Source organism: Sorangium sp. So ce448, from assembly GCF_051520915.1.
In the GTDB taxonomy this organism is placed as follows: Bacteria; Myxococcota_A; Polyangia; order Polyangiales; family Polyangiaceae; genus Sorangium; species Sorangium cellulosum_B.
The window spans coordinates 10551112-10568218 of record NZ_CP150343.1; the positions used below are offsets into that span (position 1 = coordinate 10551112).

Below are 17107 nucleotides of genomic sequence, written 5' to 3' on the forward strand. Positions count from 1 at the left end.
CAGGCGCTCACTTTCCGAACACCACCCGCTGGCCGAAGACGCGGTCCGCCGTCTCGCAGAACGTTCGGAAGGCCATGTACTCGGACGGTTTGATCCGGGACTTCGTGAGGGAGATCTGACTGCGGACGACGATCTTCCCCGCAGACTGCTCGACCGAGAGCGAGAACGTGCCGAAGGGGGTGTCCACGTCCTGGGGCAGCGGCGCCCTCGTGACACGCCACCCGGCAGGGATCCGGAGGGTCCATTCATCCCGGCGCGTGGTGAGCGCGGGGATGATCACGTCGCGGGTGCGCGTCGAGAGGGAGGCGAACTCGGTGGCGAGACGCTGCGTGGGGACGGCCGGCACCGACAGGCTGTCGCCCTCCCTTCGAGCGAGCGCGACGGCTCTTCCCCGAGCCCGCAGCTTCGCCGGTTGCTCGATGTCCTCGAGATCGTTCACCTCGACCCCGGCCCTCCCAGGGGCCAGCTCGACCGCCCCGAAGTCCGTGGCGAGGTCACGAGCTGCGCGGTCGCGGCGCGTCCCCTCCGCCATGTAGCGCGTCCGCCACTCCGGCGCGGACGCGCCGGACACCTGGATGTCGACCCCGAGCTGAGCCGATCCGTCAGCGCTGACGGCGATGTCGACGGTCCGGTGCACGACCGAGGCATCGGGATCAGGCTCCGGGAGGCGAACGAGCTTCGGCTTGCCCTCGTTGATCTGAAGCGCCATCGCTCCGCGATCCATGATCGGAAGCTCGGTCGAGCCCGAGTGCTCCGCCGTTCCGTCGAGGTAAAGGTCGAGCGACGGCACGTACGCGATCGCGTGGTCGAACGGCGCAAGGCTCGCGGGCTCCGGCCCGATGTCGCCTCGCATGCGGGTGCGCACGAGCACGATCGTCGCCGGGATGCCGATCTCGCGGAGCATCGTGACGATCAGCGTCGCCTTGTCCTTGCAGTCCCCCCAGCCACGAGCGAGCGTCTGCGCACACCTCCTCGGGCGAATCCCCTCGATGCCGAACTCGAGCGCCACGTAGCGCGTCTCGGTCGCGTACTTGTAAATCGCGCGGACCTTGCTCCGATCGTCGGCAAGGTTCTTCGTGATCTCGCGCACCCGCTTGCGCACCTCATCATCCACATCGAACTGCTCACGCGCGAGGCCCCAGTACCAGGAGCCGACCTCGTCCCAGGTCTTGAAGGTCGAGACGTGGACGTGCGCGAGGATCTCGGACCACGCGGGCATCGCCGGCTCGGGCGCCACCGGCGGCACCGAGGCCGCAGAGAAGCGGAAGATGCGCCGCTCGGCGTCCTCCTTGGTCTCGCGCACGAGGCCAGGGAGGTCGGACGCGAAGAGGTGGAACTGCCTCGTCTTCGGGGTGATCAGCACGTACTCGCTGCTGGCGATCGGCTCATCCCCCTGGAGGAACTCGATCTCGCCGAAGTGATCGGCGATCTCGTTGCGAGGGCTGACGTCATCGACGCGGTAGCGCAGCTCGACGACGTCGCCGGCGTTGAGCCGCGGGAAGCTGACGTAGAACGTGCGCGCCGATGTGTACATCGCGAGCGCCGGATTGTTCGCCCCTGACTCCCCGCTCTCGATCGCCCCGTCGACCTTTCCGTCTGCTCGGTAGACCTTCGCGGCACGGAGGCTCACGGTCTGGCGATCGGCCTGGTACTCGAACGCGTACTGCCGGGCGCTCGCCGCAGCCTCGTCCGTCAGCGGCTGGAAGACGACCTGCCGGAACCGGCTCGCCAGGCCGTTCGGGAAGACGGTGGTGACCGTCAGGTTGCGCAGCGTGCGCTTGGGATACTGCCGGTCAGCGTTGCGCCGCATCGGGAGGAAGCGGTCGGGCGCCCAGGCGTAAGCCTCGTCAGCGCGCGGCTTCGGCGGCTCGATGTGCTCGATGTACTCGCGCACATCCTTCGCCTGAGGGCTGATCGCCAGGATCTGCTGCAGCATCTCCAGCTGCGCTTCTCGGTTTCCCTCCTCACCGTAGAGGTCCGAGAGCGCGCGCAGCGTTCCGATGTCTTCCGGCGCCATGGCGAGCGCGCGCTGGTGGGCCGCGAGGGCGCGATCGCCCTGGCCGAGCGCGCGGTACGTGCGCGCCGCCACCGTGCGGGCCCAGACGGAGTCGGGCTCGCTGCGGAGGAAGCGCTCGATCCAGCGCTCCGCGCCGGCAGGATCGCGGCGCGCCACCGCGAGCTCGACCTGCTGGTGAAGGAAGCTCGAGTCGTCGAACCGCAGCGCGGCGTAGCGCGCCTCCATCTCGGCGGCCTCCGTGTCGCGCCCGAGCGCGCGCAGCTGCGCCGCCGAGGCGCGGAGGAGCGAGACGCTGCTCGGCTGGCGCGCGAGCGCCCGCTCCAGCGTGGCGAGCGCGGTGCGCTTCAGCCCAGCCTCCGCGTAGAGGTCCACGAGCCCGAGGACGGCCACGACATGATCGGGATCGGAGGCCAGGATGCGCTCGTAGATCGGAGCCGCCTCCCGCCAGTTCGGGCTCGTCTGCGCGAGCCGAGCCTGCGAGAGCAGGACGTCGATGTCCTCACGACCGCCCGCGAGCGCGGCGGCGCGCTCGATCCACGCGCGCTGCTGGTTCCTGTCCTCGGAGAGCTGACCGGCGAGAAGGTAGCGACGCACGCTCGGCTCGGCCTCGGCGGAGCGCCGCGCGAGATCGCGCGCCCTGTGCTCCCCCTCGGCGTCGCCGCCGGTGAGCATGAGGTACCGTGCGAACGCCTCCAGCACGGCGGGCGAAGGCCGAGCGGCGCTCGCGGCTCGCTCGAACGCCTGCATCGGCCCCTCGATCGCAGCCGCGCGCGCGGCAAGCTTCGCGCCGGAGGTTGGCCCTCCGGCCTGCGCCTGCGCCCCGCCCGCGCGCCTCGCGTCAGCGCCTTCCCCCTGAGGCGCCGTGACCTGGGTTCCGATGTCCGAGGTCACCTCCAGATCAAGATCCGGCGCCCCCTTCTCGTTGCCGATGCGCAACGCGAACTTGGGCGCCGACGCACCTCCGCAGACCTTGATCGTCAGGCGGTTGTAGCCGGGCCGCAGCGTCACCGGCGCGGCGAACCGATCGATGTCGAGCTCGCGGTACCCCGGATCGGCCAGGACCTTCGCGCCGTTCCAGAACAGCTTGAACGCCCCGTCTGCCCCGACCCAGATCGAGATCGGCCGAGGAGCGCGCGTCCCGGCCTTCGCGCGGACGAACGTCGTCGCGTAGCCGCAGACGCTCTCCACCGGACGAATGAAGTCGCCGAAATCAAACCACCCGTACTGCGGCGCCTCGGGGGGCACGCGCCAGCGGACCGCGCGCGTCTTGCCGTCGTACGTCCTGCCCGCAGCCATCGGCTGCTCCAGATCTTCCTCGGGCCCGAACGCCCGCTCGAAGCCCCCCTTGTTCTCGTTGTCGAACGGTCCGATCGTCGCCCAACGGCCGATGAACCCGAGCTTCTGGATCCTCGCGACCGCTCCGTCGAGATCACCTCGACGCCTGCGCGCGTACGCCGAGAGGAGCTCCGCATAGACCTGGGTGGGCGCGCTGGTCGCGCCGGCCTCAGCGATCGACGCGGTCGCCTCCTCGACCTGGGTCGGATCAGCGCGGTCCCACGTGCGCCAGAGCTCACGTAACGCGGCGTAGACCTCGGGGCCTCTCGCCGCGCGGACAGCCGCGTGCGCGGAGAGCACCTCAGGGTGAACCGCGCCGAGCTCCGCGCGCGCGTCGGCGCTGAGCAACATGGCGCAGGCCAAGGCCGCCGTCCCCACGGTGAGCGCGCAGAAGGAGCGCCCCCTCGTCGTCCCCGGGTTGAGCTCGATCTCACGGGGCTCGGCCCGGCTGAGCACGTCACGCATCCGAGGCGCTATCCCGTGGCCGAAGCCATCGGTCAAGCACAAGCCATGGCTGCAGAGGCGTCGCACCGGCCGAGGTCAAGGGGGTGCTGCCCACGAGCCGGCAGAACGCACGCCGGCAGGAGGTCGTCCCCCGGGCCGCGTTCATGGGGCCGCACCTTCATGAGCTCGCCGCGCCGCGCGCGCGGATCCCGCGAATTTTGTCGATCTTCTGCCGGGTACAGAGCGATGACACGCAGCGCGCCCCACACCAGCGCCCCCGGAGGGGGGCGCAGCGCCGTCCGACCGCATTCAACAAAGGAAAACAATAGCAATTTTGGATATTTATCATGCAGGCCTTCTTGGAGACCGGGGCGGACAGGCGCCTGGAAAAGGTCCGGAACCAAGCCTCCCCTGGGGGCAGGCGGAGCGAGCTCCGTCGGGGTCCGGCAAGGCTCGGCGAGGTTCGGCCGTGCGATCCTCCAACTTCCAGAAAGGGCCGCCTTGCTCCGCCGCACCTGCTTCGGATAGAAACGTCCCAAGATGTACGGGTGCACGGTCGAGGAGCAGCCGCACTGCGCGCTGCGAACCAGCCATGCAAGTCCCAAGGCAGCGAGCGTCACGCCGCGAACGTGGTACCGGTGGTAAGGCAAGCCCGCGCAGCGGGAAGCCAGTTGGATGACGATGGTCGGGGACCGCACGTGCGGCGCCCGGTGATGACAAGGGCGACAGAGCCCGCAATGCCCAGGGCCCCATCGCGAGAGCGCTGGCGGAGGAACGATGGTCAACCCTCAGATGGTGATGTACGAGGAGGAATTCAATCAGATCCAGAGCGTGGTGGATCGCCTCGTCAAGGACGCCAATGCGAAGGTCGTCTTCATCGTTGACAAGAACGGGCAACTGATCGCCGCGAGCGGAGACGTCGACAACCTCGACACCACGTCGCTCGCCTCGCTGACGGCGGGCAACATCGCCGCCACGGGCGGGATGGCGAAGCTCCTCAAGGAGAACGAGTTCGCCACTCAGTTCCACGAGGGTGAAAAGGCGAACATCCACATCCAGCTGGTCGGGAACCGCGTCATCCTCGTGGTGATCTTCGACTCAAAGTCGAGCCTCGGGTTGGTGAGGCTCCGGGTGCGAAAGGCGAGCGAGGAGCTCAACCACATCTTCGAGGCGCTGCTCAAGAAGGTGCAGGAGCCGGGCGCCGACTCGCCGTTCGCCGAGATCACCGACGAGGACATCGACAACCTCTTCAACGACTAGGAGCGCGGTCGATGAGCTTCATCAATTACATGGCGCGCGAGATCAACTGCAAGATCGTCTATTACGGCCCGGGTCTCTGCGGCAAGACGACGAACCTGCAGTACATCTATGAGCGCACCAACCCGGACGCGAAGGGGAAGATGATCTCCCTCGCCACGGAGACCGACCGGACACTCTTCTTCGACTTCCTCCCGCTCGCGCTGGGCGAGATCCGCGGCTTCAAGACGCGGTTCCACCTGTACACGGTGCCGGGGCAGGTCTTCTACGACGCGAGCCGCAAGCTCATCCTGAAAGGCGTCGACGGCGTGGTCTTCGTGGCAGACTCGCAGCTCGGCCGCATCGAGGCGAACCAGGAGTCGGTGGAGAACCTCCGCACGAACCTGGCCGAGCAGGGCTACTCGCTGGACAAGATCCCGTACGTCATCCAGTACAACAAGCGGGATCTGCCGGAGATCGGCACCGTCGAGGAGCTCCGCTCGCTGCTCAACCCGACGAACGTCCCCGATTTCGAGGGGGTCGCGCGGACCGGCGTCGGGGTGTTCGACACGCTCAAGGCGGTCGCCAAGCTGGTGCTGACCGAGCTGAAGAAGGGCGGCCCCTAGGTTCCAAGGGCCGGCCCCAGAGACTGGATCGAAGAACACGCAGCGAGCGAGCCCGTGGACTCGCTCGCGCTCGGTGCAACGCTCAGGTGCGCTGGTAGATGCGGTTGCGCCGGTTGCGGTTCTTCGCCTTCAGCTTGGACCGGTGGCGCTTCGACTTGGAGCGCGTGGTCTTCCGAGGACCTTTCGACAGCATGAGGAACATGAACAGGCTCCGTTGAGGCGCCCGGCGCGGAGGCGTCGTGCCGCCGCCGCCGGTGCGAAGGGGCGGCAACGTACGGCATCACAGGGCAAAGTTCAACCGGAGAGCATCTCGACCGGGCGACCGGCAGGTTCCCGCGGCGGAGAGGACGGGCCCTGGCACCAGGGCCGAGCTTTTCTGCTATCGGTGTTCTACGACGTGCGGTTCAGGACCCTCCTCTGCCTAGCCGCCGCCTCGGTGACCGCATGCGGCGCGAGCATCAACGCGGTCTACGAGGGGGACGTACGCTTCGAGCACTGCATGGCGCTTGACTCGCTGGCCGACGTCAAGCCGACCCTGCGGCGCGCGTGCTGGGACGAGTGGCTTCAGTTCTGTACGTTCGGTCAGACGCGCGACCGTGTGGAGTACGCCACGCTGCGGGCCAGGCAGCTCAGCCACGCCAGCGATTTCGACGAAGGCGAGTGGACTCCGCCGAGCAGCCGAGCCCCTGCCGTACCTGAGCCGACCAGCGCGCTCGCTCCGCCGCCCAGGCTCCTGACCGCCGACGTCGCCGCGCCGGCGGCAACGGAAGAGGCCCATGCAGACCCAGACGCGAACGACGGCGGCGCTGCAGCCTCGGCGTCGAACACTGCGGAGGAGGCTGCACCGCCGGGAGCGAAGTGCAGCGCGTCGTGCCAGACGGACTGGAAGGAATGCCAGGACGACTGCAAATCAGCCGCCTGCGAAAAAGGATGCTCCGGCAAGTACACGCGGTGCATGCGTCGCTGCTTCTGATCGACGTCGTCTGCTCTCCGCGCAGATGCCTCACCTTGTCACACCAAGATGGCCTGGAATCTTGACCCGCGATCGAGCGTAGAGCTATCGGCGTACACGATGTCCGCTTCGCACGCGCCCAAAGAGCTCAGCAGCACGACTCCTGATCGCAACGGCACGGCGTCGCCCCTCGAGGGGCTCGGTGCGAGCGCAGGCCCCATGCGGGTGCTGCGGCCACGGCGAGCGGCGCCCGCGGACGCCGTGCGGCCGACCCGCGCCGAGGTGAACCTCGCGCACCTGCGGCACAACCTGCGCGTCCTCGAGCGAGGGTTGACCGGCGCGACGAAGCCGCAGATCTGGGGTGTGCTCAAGGCCGATGCGTACGGCCACGGCGCGCCAGCCGTCGCACGGACGCTCGAGCGCGCAGGGATCCCCGGCCTGTGCGTCGCGTTGCTCGAGGAGGCGATCGAGCTGCGAGACGCCGGCATCCGGCTGCCCATCCTCGTCATGGGCGGCTACTACGGCCCGCGCCGCGACGGGTTCGAGGAGATCATCGCGCGCGACCTCGTGCCCGTCGTCTACGACGCCGGCCAGATCGAGCGCCTCGCGAGCGTGGTGCGGCTCGAGCAGCGCGGTCGCGTGGGCGTCCATCTCAAGGTCGACACGGGCATGGGACGGCTCGGGGCCGCGAGCTCGGAGATCGAGGCGGTGTTCGCGACACTCGCCAAGCACCCGGAGGTGAAGCTCGACGGGCTCATGACCCACCTCGCCTGCGCGGACGCCGACGATCTCGGCGTGACGATCGAGCAGATGCGCCTGTTCGGGGAGATCGAGCAGCGAGCGAAGAGCTTCGGCCTCACGCCGCGGGTGCGGCACGCCTCGAACAGCGCGGCGATGCTGCGGCTCCCTGCGGCGTGGCTCGACATTGTCCGTCCGGGGGTCGCGCTCTTCGGAATATCGCCGTGCGCGGGGCTCGCGCCCGACCTCAAGCCGGTCATCCGGGTGCGCAGTGAGATCGTCGCGCTGCGCACGATCGCGAAGGGCGACAGGATCGGCTACGGCCACACCTGGCAAGCCTCCCGGGAGAGCGTCGTGGCCACCGTGCCGATGGGGTACGCCGACGGCCTGAGCCGCCAGCTCTCGAACCGCGGGGCCGCCCTCGTGCGCGGTCAACGCGCGCCGATCGCGGGCGCCGTGTCGATGGATCTGACGATGCTCGACGTGACGGATGTACCGGGAGCACGCCTGGGAGATGAGGTGGTGTTCCTCGGAACGCAGGACGGGCCGCTCGGGCGCGGCACGATCAGCGCTGAAGAGATCGCGGGGCTCACGGGGACGATCGCCTGGGAGGTGCTGACCAGCATCTCGCGCCGCGTGCCCAGGTTCTACCGCGAGCCCTGAACGCGCGCGGCGGCGCCCGCGCTGGCGCTGCCGGCTCGAACGGGCGTGATACGCTGCTCGCCATGAAGACGGCCGTGAAGCAGCGAGCCGGCGCCTGCGGCATGCTCCTCTGCATCGGGACTGCGCTCGCGCTCGGCAGCGCGGCGATGACCGCATGCGAGGATGAGGTCACGAAGCAGCGTCCGCGCAGCGGCACCGGTCAGGAGGCGCAGGAGCCGGAGGGCGGGTTCGATCCGGATGCCGAAGACCCGAGCGGACCACCGGCCGCGGATGCGGGAGGGCTCTGCGGCAACCGGATCCACCAGGTCGAGATCGCCGAAGCGCCGAACATCTACTTCGTCCTCGACGCGTCGGGCAGCATGCTCAGCCCCGCCTCCTCGCGCTCGAACGCGACCCGATACGACCGGGTCCGTGAGGCCGCGGTCGACCTCGTGCGCAACCTGGGCCCGCTGATCAACGTCGGCGCCGCCGTGTTCCCCCTGGACGCGACCGACGAGGCGCCGTGCAGGCCGGGCGGCGAGGTGTTCGCTGTCACGCCGGGGGCTCCCTTCGCAGAGGGACAGGAGGGCTCCACGACGACATCGCGGTTCCGCGCGGCGACGCGGGCCGCGCCCCTCGGCGGCACGCCTACCGCGGCGACCCTCGCGGCCCTGACGCCGAAGCTCGTCGAGCTCCCCGGCAAGACCATCGTCGTGCTCGCGACCGACGGCGGTCCGAACTGCAACAGCTCGGCGAGTTGCGAGGCCGACGGGTGCATCGCCAACATCGAACAGCAGTGCCCCGACCCCGAGGAGAACTGCTGCTCGCCCTTGGGCCCCTCGGGCCCCGAAGGGTGCCTCGATCGCGACGATACGGTCGCCGCGATCGAGCGGCTCGCGGCGAGCGGGATCGAGGTCTACGTCGTCGGCATCCCGGGGAGCGAGTTCTACGGCGATGTCCTCGACCAGATGGCGCTCGCCGGCGGCGCGGCGCAGTTCGTGAGCCCGTTCTACTTCAAGGTGGACAACCTCGACACGCTGGGGAACGTCCTCTCGAAGATCGCCAGCATCGTCGTCTCCTGCGAGTTCGATCTGGTCGACCCGCCTCCCGAGGCGGGACAGACGAACGTCTACCTCGACGATGAGCTGGTCGCCTACGACCCGGAGAACGGCTGGCGCTGGAAGTCGCCCGCGGTCGTCGAGCTCCTCGGGGAAGCATGCACAAAGCTCAAGAGCGGGCGGGTGGGGCAAGTCCAGATCGTCTCCGGCTGTCCCACGGAGGTGGCGAGGTGAAACGCGACGCGACGAGGCCCTCGCCCTCGCTGAGCCAGCTGACGGCCGACGCCGCGGACGACGCTGCGCTCGACGAGATCGACACCGTCGCGTCCGCCGCCTTCGACGTGCCGCAGTTCTCCGCGCGAGAAGAGCTGCGCCGTCCCTGGACGCGCTGCTGGGTCGCGCGCGAAGAGCGGCGCGCGCTCGCCTTCCTCATCGCGTGGCACGTCGCCGACGAGCTCCACGTGCTGAACGTGGCCACCTGCCCGGCCGCGCGGCGGCGCGGCCTCGCGACGGCGTTGATGAATCGATCGCTCGAGTATGCGCAGCAGCAGCAAGTGCGGCTGATCCTGCTCGAGGTGCGCCGCTCGAACCGGGCAGCGATCCGGCTCTACCGGAAGCTCGGCTTCACCGCGATGGGGGTACGCCCTCGGTACTACAGCGACAATGGCGAGGATGCGATCGAGATGGTGCTCACGCTCGATCCAGCGACCGGCGCGGTGCAACCAGGCCGGGACGAGATCCGCATCGAGATCTGAAGCGCGCCGCGTGGCTCAGCGCGGGCCCGCAGCAGGGGCCGCCGCGGGAAAGCGAGACACCGCGGCGAGCGGCGGCAGCCGCGCCGCCACCACCTGCATCGGGGTGAGCAACAGCGGCCGGAGCAGCGTCTTGGCCCGCTCGTCGAAGGGCTGGAGGAGCGCGTCGGCCTGTCGCGTCGCCTCGACCAAACGATCGGCCATGAGGCGCGCGTCGACGTTGGGGTTCAGATCCTCGAGGCGCTGGATCTCGTCGCGAAGAGCGCTGAGCAACGAGATGTACCTCGCCAGGGGCGTGTCCGTGATCGGCGCCGAGCCGCTCGGCGCGGCCGGCACGCCGAACTCGACGGTCCGCTTGAACTCATCCGGCACCGAGCTCGGCCGGTTTCTTATGAGCTTCACGTTGACGGGGATCTTCAGCCTCGTCTTCTGCTCGATCTTCCGATCGAGGTACTCCTTCCCCCGCTTGGCCAGGGCCGAGTCCTCGATCGCGCTGCGATCCCGCTTCCACTGCGTGTTGTCCTCGAGAGCGCGGAGGATGCGGAGGTAGGGGTAATCCGCCTGGGTGAGCGCCTGGTACGTCTCCTTCGCCTCCTTCAGGTTGGCCGGGGCCCGAACGGTGAGGTCCGCCATCCAGTCGGTCCACTGCGCGATGTAGCTGACGTCGTAGTCGGCCGCGAGGCCGTCCAGGTTCTTGTTGATCGAGGCTTCCTCGCCGGGCGCGAGGTCCACGACCCACCGCTCAGCCATCAAGCTGTCGGCGCCGCTCTCGAGCCTCTCGAGCACCGCGAAGTGCCCCCTCTCGGTGTACGGACCGTCCACCTCCTTCCAGCGCTTCTCCTTCGCGTACAGCTTGCTGCCGATGATCTTCAGCACGGCGGGACGGTCGGCGAACATGTCGCCGAGCGTGTGCGGCGGGTACTTGCGGTTGGCGCGGCTGTTGTCACCCGTCTCGTCGTACTTCTCCTCGATGATCGCGTTGACGAAGAAGTCGTAGTACCGCTTCCGCGGTGGCACGGCCTGGAGCGTCGCGCGCACGCTCGCGACCAGATCCTCCTTGCGCGCGATCGGCGTGACCCGCTTCTCCTTGATGAGCGTCAGGTAGTACTCGACGTGCCGTTCGAGCTGCTTCTTCAGCTCGCTCTCGGTGAGGTTCGAGGTCGCCCGCAGCACCTCGGCCCAGAGCGAGGTGAACCTGTCCTTCGCCCACGGGACGTCGAGGTGCTCGACGTCGCTCAGCATCAGGTACAGCTTGAGGTCGTTCCGCTCGCGGAGGTAGTGGTCGCCCTTCGCGAGCTTGAGGCGATCCTCGAGCCGCTGCTTGCACGGGATCACGAAGCCGTTCTGGAGGCTGGCGACGTAGACGTGGACGAGCGGCGGGTACACCGTCTCGCCCTGGAACATCGTCCACCCCTTCCCGTCCGGCGGCCCCTCCTCGCGCGCCTTGTCGATCTCCTTCAGCCGATCCAGCGCAGGCCGCAGCGCGGCGAGCTTCTCCGAGAGGGGTCGCGTGTCCTCCCACCGGAGCGCGCTGACGGTGCGCGCGTCCGCCTCCACGTCGCGCAGGAACGCGCGGTTGTTGGCGAACGACACCACGCTGGGGATCGCGAGGATGACCCCGAGCGCCGCGGCCGCCGCGCTGATCGCGCCGCGAACGAGCCGCTGGCGCCGGATCTCGCTCGCGCTCCTCGCGGCGATGTCCCCGTCCGGGAAGACGACGTTCATGAAGACGTCGTGGAGGAAGTAGCTCTTCGACTCCACGTTCTGCTGCGCCGCGGCCTCGTGCGTGCGGATCCCCATCGCCTGGCCCATGCGCTGGAGGACCCGGTCGAGCGGCCTGCCCTCCTGCGTGCCGCTCGTGAAGTAGAAGCCGCGAAAGATGGGCGTCCCCTGGAACGCGTTGACCATGAAGACGGTCGAGACCAGATCGGAGAGGTTCCGCCGGATACCCGAGAACTCGAGCGGGAACTGGTAGACGCGCTCGCGCGCCTCGCGGCTGCGCTCCATCACGAGCCGCTTCAGCGAGCGGCCGTGGATCTGCTTCGCCAGGGCGTCGAACTCGGCGTCGAAGAGCCTCCCTGGGGCGGCCTTGTCCGCGCTCAGCTTGAGCGTCGCTCCCCACGCCTGCGCGCGGTCGCTCTTGCGCATGTCGCCGAAGAACTCCGAGAAGCCCGCGATGAGGTCGCACTTCGTGAACAGGAGGTAGACGGGCAGCACCATGTGGAGCTGCGTCATCACCTCGTCGATGCGCGCCCGGAGCTTCTTCCCCATCAGCTCGACTTGCTGCTCGCTCGCGTCGATGAGGTCCGCCACGCTCACGGCGACCAGGATGCCGTTGAGCGGGCGGCGGGCGCGGTGCTTGAGGAGCATCTGCAGGAACGCGATCCACTCCTCGTGGTCGTCCTGCTCCGTCGTGTAGCGACCCGCGGTGTCGAGCAGGATCGCCTCGTTGGTGAACCACCAGTCGCAGTTGCGCGTACCGCCGACGCCGCGCACGCCGCCGCCGTTGCTCGGGTGCGCGTACGGGAAGACGAGGCCGGAGTGCTTCAACGCCGTCGTCTTCCCCGCCCCGGGCGGGCCGATGATGACGTACCAGGGCAGCGAGTAGAGCGCGGCGTTGCCGTGCTCCTTCCCCTTGCCGAGCTTCGAGCTCTTCAGGGCGCTGATGCCGCCCTGGACCTGCCGCTGGAGCTCCTGGATCTCGGCGCGGCGCTCGGGCCGCGCGTTGAGCGCCTGCTGCGCTCCCTGCTGGACGATGGCCCGCTCAAGCGCAGACGCGGCGCGGCGCGCGTTGATCCGGCGGTACACGAAGAGCGCGATCGCGGCGAGCGCGATGACGACGCTCGTCGCGATCGGGATCGCGGTGGGCAGGTCGAACGTGAAGCACGCCGCCCACGAGATGAGGAACAACAGCCCGAAGAGGACCCACAACACGGAAGCGACGATACCACCGGTCGCCGCTTCCGGAGCACGTCCACGCGGCGCCGCCGGGCGAGCATGGGCGCCCCGCGCGCCGCGATACCCGCGTCAGTCGCCGCCGCGCTCGTAGTCTCCCGGATCGAGCGCGGCGTCGGTATCCTCGCCGGCCGCGAGCCGACGCGAACGGATCGCGTCCACGGCGATGTCGATCACCTCGAGCCGCGTCGAGGGGGCGTAGTACTCGTTTTCCGAGACCGACGGCAGCTCCGCGAGCCTGGCCGCGACCGCCTCGCGATCGTCTTCCTGCAGCTCCAGCGCCGCCGGATCGCCGCTCAGGGAGTCCTCTGCAAGGTCCAGCGGGGCGTCGTCTCGATGTCCGCGCGTGAGCGCCTCGCGCACGAAGAGGACGGGGCTGAACGCGAGGTAAACCGAGCCGAACTGCACCTGCCAGTAGGTCGGATCTTGGCCCTCCAGGCGCCACCACGACGCGTGCCGGCGCCGGATCACCTCGCCGAAGTAAGCGCCTGCCATGTGCGCGATCATCGGCAAGGCCTCGACCCGCTCCGACGTCGCACCACGCGCCTGCTCGAGGTAGTGGTCGAGCACGGGCAAGGTCTCCGGTCGATAGTCAAGCCGTACCCCGAGGGCGCGCTCCACAAACCGCACGCACCCCTCGGCGAGATCCTCCACGGTGGACGGCGGCGGCGCGACAGGTTCGACAGCTGCAGCGGACAGCGCAGACTCGGCCGGCCGCTCCGCAGAAATCGGAGACGTCCCTGCACCGTTCTGTTTGGTATTCATGGGCTCCACGCTATTCTTCTCCGGTGCGGGTGGCCGCTCGTCAACGTGGTCGTGCTGGGAGCGCTTCGGCAAGCTCCGCAAGGACCGTGTCCGGCCCTCGACCGTCCTCTGCAGCTCCCCGGGCGAAGCGGAAGCACGCTCCGTCGGAGCCGACAAAGACAAAGCTGACGAGACCGACGGAACTTGCGGAACGAATGGAACTGGCGGAGCCAGCGGAAGCGCCGGAGCTAGAGGAACCGCCGGAGCTAGAGGAACTAACGAGCCAGCCGACACAACGCCGACGAGCCGACAAAGCTCGATGCCGGTCCGACCGGCCCATCCGTGGATCCAGGTTTGAATTCCTAACGGAAGTCGAGGCCTTCGTGCTAAGCTCCGCCCTCGCGTCGAAATGAGACTCGGGATTTTCAGCGATACGCACGCCAACTACGAGGCGCTCAGCGCTGTGCTCGAGTCCTACCGCCACGAACGTATCGACGTTTACTACTGCCTCGGGGATACGGTTGGCTACGGCGGCTCGCCGAACGAATGCGCCGATCTCGTCCGCAAGGTGGCCAAGAAGACGATCCTCGGCAACCACGACGCGGCCGTCGCGGGTCGGATGGATTACTCGTATTACTACGAGGCCGCCCGGCAAGCGCTCGACACCCACGCTGCGATGCTGTCCTCCGAGAACGCAGCCTGGCTCCGGAGCCTGACGTACCAGGAGAAGTTGACGGACATCAACGTCGACCTCTGCCATGGCTCGCCCGTCCGGCTCGAAGAGTTCGAGTACATCTTCGCCCCCGAGCAGGCGCGCGAATGCCTCCCGATGTGGAACGAGCTCGGTCACATCACGCTGATCGGCCACTCCCACCTCTGCAAGGTGTTCGCGCTCACGCCGAACAGCGTCGAGGAGCTCCCTGCGGTGGACTTCCAGCTTGAGCAGGGCCGCAAGTACATCGTGAGCGTCGGCTCGGTGGGACAGCCGCGGGACTACGACAACCGCGCGAGCTACACGGTCTACGACAGCGACACGAAGCGCTTCGAGTTCAAGCGCGTCGAGTACGATATCGAGACAGCGGCCGAGAAGGTGCTGCGCGCCAAGCTCGAGCGCAACTTCGCCCACCGCCTCTACATCGGCGTCTGAGACTCCAGGCAACGGCGGCGCTGGCGCACGCTCGGTGCGGCAGGACCAAGGGCCAGGCGCGCTCGTCCGCGGACACGTCGCGCATGGACTGATGTCGACCGGGCGCCGCCGCAGGGCGGCGCGACGCGCAGCAGGCGCCGGGCGTTCGTGCGCCGGTGCCGCGCCCCTTCAGCGGCCCCCGTCATGTCCAGGGCGGCGAGCCCTGGCAGAACGGCGTGGCCGGCAATGATAGAGCAGCATGCTCGTCTGGTTGTCGGGCGGCTCCGCGGAGAAATCGCTGCGGAGCTCCGTGAGCTCGAAGCCGTTGTAGTGGAGCAAGGCTTCGAGCTCCTGCGGGTAGAACTGACGATGGGCGAGCGGCGTCATCCAGCGCTCGCCGCCGTCGACGGGCGAGAACTCCATGGAGACGAACAGGATCTGCCGGACCTTGTCGTAGTCGAACCGCTCCGTGTACCGGACGAACTCGCCAGGGCCATCCTTCGTGGGGTACCGGAACCGCGGCGTGGCATAGGCGCGATCCGGATCTCGCGCGAGCTCTGCCGGCTCGGGCATGGAAACGTCGAAGACGAGCTCGCCCCTCGGCGTCAGATGCTCACGCGCTCGCGCAAGGAATCGCTCCACATCCACGCGCGTGTACAGATGCAAGAAGGCGTTGAACGGGCAGATCACGAGCGGAAAGCGGCGCCCTAGCCGCAGCGCCCGCATATCGCCCCGCCGGAGGCTCACGCGAGAGGAGACACCGCGCGGCTCGCGTCCAAGCTGCGCGCGCAGATCGCCGAGCATCGGCGCCGACAGGTCCACACCGGTGATCTGGACCCCTGCTCTCGCGACAGGCAGCGTGATCCGCCCGTTACCGCAGCCGTACTCGAGCACCGGCCCCGCAGACGCGACGGCGAGGTCGACGTAGTAGCGGACGTCATCCTTACGGCGCGCGTACGTCTTCGCGTAGTACGCCGGATCCTCGTAGTGGGCCGACGTCCCTGCTTCGAGCTCCGGATCGCGACGCTGGACGGAGCCCGAAACGCGCGCCGGCCGCCTCGTGGCCGTCCCGCTCATGCGAGGCAAGGGATCAAGCGCAGCGCTGGCACGGTCAAGGGAGCGAGCTGCGGAACGGAGCCCCTACGGAGGCGCGCATCACCGGACGCGCGCCCTTCCGATGCGGCATCAGCGCTGGCCGCCAGCGTTCATCTGCTGGAGCCACTCGGAGACGACCTCGTGGGAGCTCCGGTGGAAGTGCACCTTGCCCGCCGCGATCTCTCGGAGGCTGGTCACGGCAGGCTTGTTCTTCGTCTTCACGAGAGCGTCCGAGCCCTTCATGAGCTGCCGCGTCCGGTTGGCCGCGAGCACGACGAGAGCGAAACGGTTTTCCTCGCGCTCGAGGCAGTCTTCCACAGTCACACGCGCCATAGGGGGGCCGAGACTAGCTCCCCGCCCCGGCAAGCGCAAGGTACATGCCGCCCCGGCGGGTCTGCCTGCTCTGTTGCCTCTGTTTCCTCTGCTTCCTCTGCTTCCTCTGCTTCCTCTGCCGCCTGTGGTTCTGCCTCCCGCTCTTCCTCCTTTGCGGCGCGCGCTGCCGCTTCGCCCGAGCGATGGTTCACGTTGTTCGTTGCCCTCCACGCAGGTCCCGGCTACGAGGTCGCACCGTGGCCGCTGACCAGGACTCTCTCCTTCCCCCTCCCCCTCGTCCGGCCCCCGGGCTGAAGTACCGCCGCATCGTGCTCAAGCTGAGCGGCGAAGCGCTCTGCGGCGAGGAAGGGGGGTTCGGCATTCGTCCCGAGACGCTCCACCACGTGGCCGGCGAGGTCGCCGAGCTCCAGCGGATGGGGGTGCAGATCGGGGTCGTCGTGGGCGGCGGCAACATCTTCCGCGGGCTGAAGGGCGCTAGCGCGGGGATGGACCGCTCCCAGAGCGACTACATGGGCATGCTCGCCACCGTCATCAACGCGCTCGCCCTCCAGGACGCGCTCGAGAAGACGGGCGTGCCGACGCGCGTGATGACCGCGATCGAGATCCGGCAGGTCGCCGAGCCGTACATCCGCCGCAGGGCGATGCGGCACCTCGAGAAGGGCAGCATCGTCATCTTCGCCGCGGGCACGGGCAACCCGTTCTTCTCGACCGATACGGCAGCGGCGCTGCGGGCCATGGAGATCCAGGCGCAGGCGCTGTTCAAGGCGACCAAGGTCGAAGGCATCTACGACCGCGATCCCGTGCGCCACGAAGGCGCGCAGATGTTCGCGCACCTGAGCTACGACCGCTTCCTCGCCGACAGGATCGGGGTCATGGACTCGACGGCAGTCACGCTCTGCCGCGAGAACAAGATGCCCATCCGGGTGTTCAAGCTCATGACCCGCGGCAACATCCTCCGCGTCTGCAGGGGCGAAGAGATCGGCACGATCGTCGACTGAGCGCGCGTTCGAGCGCTCAGCGCGCGCGACGATCCGAAGCGTCCGCCGACGCGCCA

The 17107-nt window shown here is 68.6% G+C and carries 13 protein-coding genes; 8 read left to right on the forward strand and 5 right to left on the reverse strand.

Features of this window, described 5'->3' with window-relative positions; translation table 11 throughout:
• Positions 1-7: 7 nt before the first annotated feature.
• Complete coding sequence (locus tag WMF45_RS39760; protein ID WP_437711180.1) at positions 8-3817, reverse strand: DUF3857 domain-containing protein; 3810 nt, start codon at positions 3815-3817, stop codon at positions 8-10.
• Between the two features lie 756 nt (positions 3818-4573).
• Here WMF45_RS39760 and WMF45_RS39765 point away from each other — a divergent pair.
• The 6 genes from WMF45_RS39765 (at position 4574) to rimI (ending at position 9803) form a co-directional block, all read left to right on the forward strand.
• A complete protein-coding gene (locus WMF45_RS39765) occupies positions 4574-5056 on the forward strand; it encodes a roadblock/LC7 domain-containing protein (RefSeq protein WP_012239856.1) in 483 nt (160 codons plus the stop codon).
• A gap of 11 nt (positions 5057-5067) precedes the next feature.
• Positions 5068-5658: a GTP-binding protein gene (locus WMF45_RS39770; RefSeq protein ID WP_012239857.1), complete on the forward strand. Its 591-nt coding sequence runs from the start codon at positions 5068-5070 to the stop codon at positions 5656-5658.
• A gap of 385 nt (positions 5659-6043) precedes the next feature.
• Positions 6044-6631 carry a hypothetical protein gene (locus tag WMF45_RS39775; RefSeq protein WP_437711182.1) on the forward strand — a complete coding sequence of 196 codons (588 nt, stop codon included), beginning with the start codon at positions 6044-6046 and terminating at the stop codon, positions 6629-6631.
• Between the two features lie 99 nt (positions 6632-6730).
• Positions 6731-8011 (forward strand): alanine racemase, encoded by a 1281-nt coding sequence (alr, locus tag WMF45_RS39780; RefSeq protein WP_437711184.1) that lies wholly within the window; start codon positions 6731-6733, stop codon positions 8009-8011.
• Between the two features lie 62 nt (positions 8012-8073).
• Entirely contained in the window at positions 8074-9282 is a 1209-nt protein-coding gene (locus WMF45_RS39785) for a vWA domain-containing protein (protein ID WP_437711186.1), read from the forward strand.
• Positions 9279-9803 carry a ribosomal protein S18-alanine N-acetyltransferase gene (gene rimI, locus WMF45_RS39790; protein WP_437711188.1) on the forward strand — a complete coding sequence of 175 codons (525 nt, stop codon included), beginning with the start codon at positions 9279-9281 and terminating at the stop codon, positions 9801-9803. The genes WMF45_RS39785 and rimI overlap by 4 nt, the downstream gene beginning before the upstream one ends.
• A 15-nt stretch (positions 9804-9818) precedes the next feature.
• On the opposite strand, the gene tssM is transcribed toward rimI, so the two are convergent.
• The gene (gene tssM, locus WMF45_RS39795; protein WP_437711190.1) at positions 9819-12734 is read right to left on the reverse strand and encodes a type VI secretion system membrane subunit TssM; all 2916 of its coding nucleotides are present in this window, start codon (positions 12732-12734) and stop codon (positions 9819-9821) included.
• A 93-nt stretch (positions 12735-12827) separates the two neighbouring features.
• Complete coding sequence (locus tag WMF45_RS39800; protein ID WP_437711192.1) at positions 12828-13520, reverse strand: hypothetical protein; 693 nt, start codon at positions 13518-13520, stop codon at positions 12828-12830.
• A gap of 388 nt (positions 13521-13908) precedes the next feature.
• Between WMF45_RS39800 and WMF45_RS39805 the strand changes: the two genes are divergently transcribed.
• Entirely contained in the window at positions 13909-14646 is a 738-nt protein-coding gene (locus WMF45_RS39805; RefSeq protein WP_012239864.1) for a metallophosphoesterase family protein, read from the forward strand.
• 168 nt (positions 14647-14814) lie between these two features.
• Here the strand turns inward: WMF45_RS39805 and WMF45_RS39810 are convergent, their stop codons facing one another.
• A complete protein-coding gene (locus WMF45_RS39810) occupies positions 14815-15702 on the reverse strand; it encodes a class I SAM-dependent methyltransferase (RefSeq protein ID WP_437711194.1) in 888 nt (295 codons plus the stop codon).
• 108 nt (positions 15703-15810) lie between these two features.
• The gene (gene rpoZ, locus WMF45_RS39815; protein ID WP_044966694.1) at positions 15811-16053 is read right to left on the reverse strand and encodes a DNA-directed RNA polymerase subunit omega; all 243 of its coding nucleotides are present in this window, start codon (positions 16051-16053) and stop codon (positions 15811-15813) included.
• Between the two features lie 236 nt (positions 16054-16289).
• On the opposite strand from rpoZ, the gene pyrH reads away from it, so the two are divergent.
• Positions 16290-17051, forward strand: a complete 762-nt coding sequence (gene pyrH / locus WMF45_RS39820) for a UMP kinase (protein ID WP_080599110.1) — start codon at positions 16290-16292, stop codon at positions 17049-17051.
• The last annotated feature ends 56 nt before the right edge of the window (positions 17052-17107 follow it).

What these genes read in the sequence shown, in the direction of transcription:
- WMF45_RS39810 (WP_437711194.1), bottom strand. Translation starts at nt 15,702, where the DNA reads ATGAGCGGGACGGCCACGAGGCGGCCGGCGCGCGTTTCGGGCTCCGTC.
- WMF45_RS39805 (WP_012239864.1), top strand. Translation starts at nt 13,909, where the DNA reads ATGAGACTCGGGATTTTCAGCGATACGCACGCCAACTACGAGGCGCTC.
- WMF45_RS39765 (WP_012239856.1), top strand. Translation starts at nt 4,574, where the DNA reads ATGGTCAACCCTCAGATGGTGATGTACGAGGAGGAATTCAATCAGATC.
- WMF45_RS39770 (WP_012239857.1), top strand. Translation starts at nt 5,068, where the DNA reads ATGAGCTTCATCAATTACATGGCGCGCGAGATCAACTGCAAGATCGTC.
- WMF45_RS39785 (WP_437711186.1), top strand. Translation starts at nt 8,074, where the DNA reads ATGAAGACGGCCGTGAAGCAGCGAGCCGGCGCCTGCGGCATGCTCCTC.
- WMF45_RS39800 (WP_437711192.1), bottom strand. Translation starts at nt 13,520, where the DNA reads ATGAATACCAAACAGAACGGTGCAGGGACGTCTCCGATTTCTGCGGAG.
- alr (WP_437711184.1), top strand. Translation starts at nt 6,731, where the DNA reads ATGTCCGCTTCGCACGCGCCCAAAGAGCTCAGCAGCACGACTCCTGAT.
- WMF45_RS39760 (WP_437711180.1), bottom strand. Translation starts at nt 3,817, where the DNA reads ATGCGTGACGTGCTCAGCCGGGCCGAGCCCCGTGAGATCGAGCTCAAC.
- rpoZ (WP_044966694.1), bottom strand. Translation starts at nt 16,053, where the DNA reads ATGGCGCGTGTGACTGTGGAAGACTGCCTCGAGCGCGAGGAAAACCGT.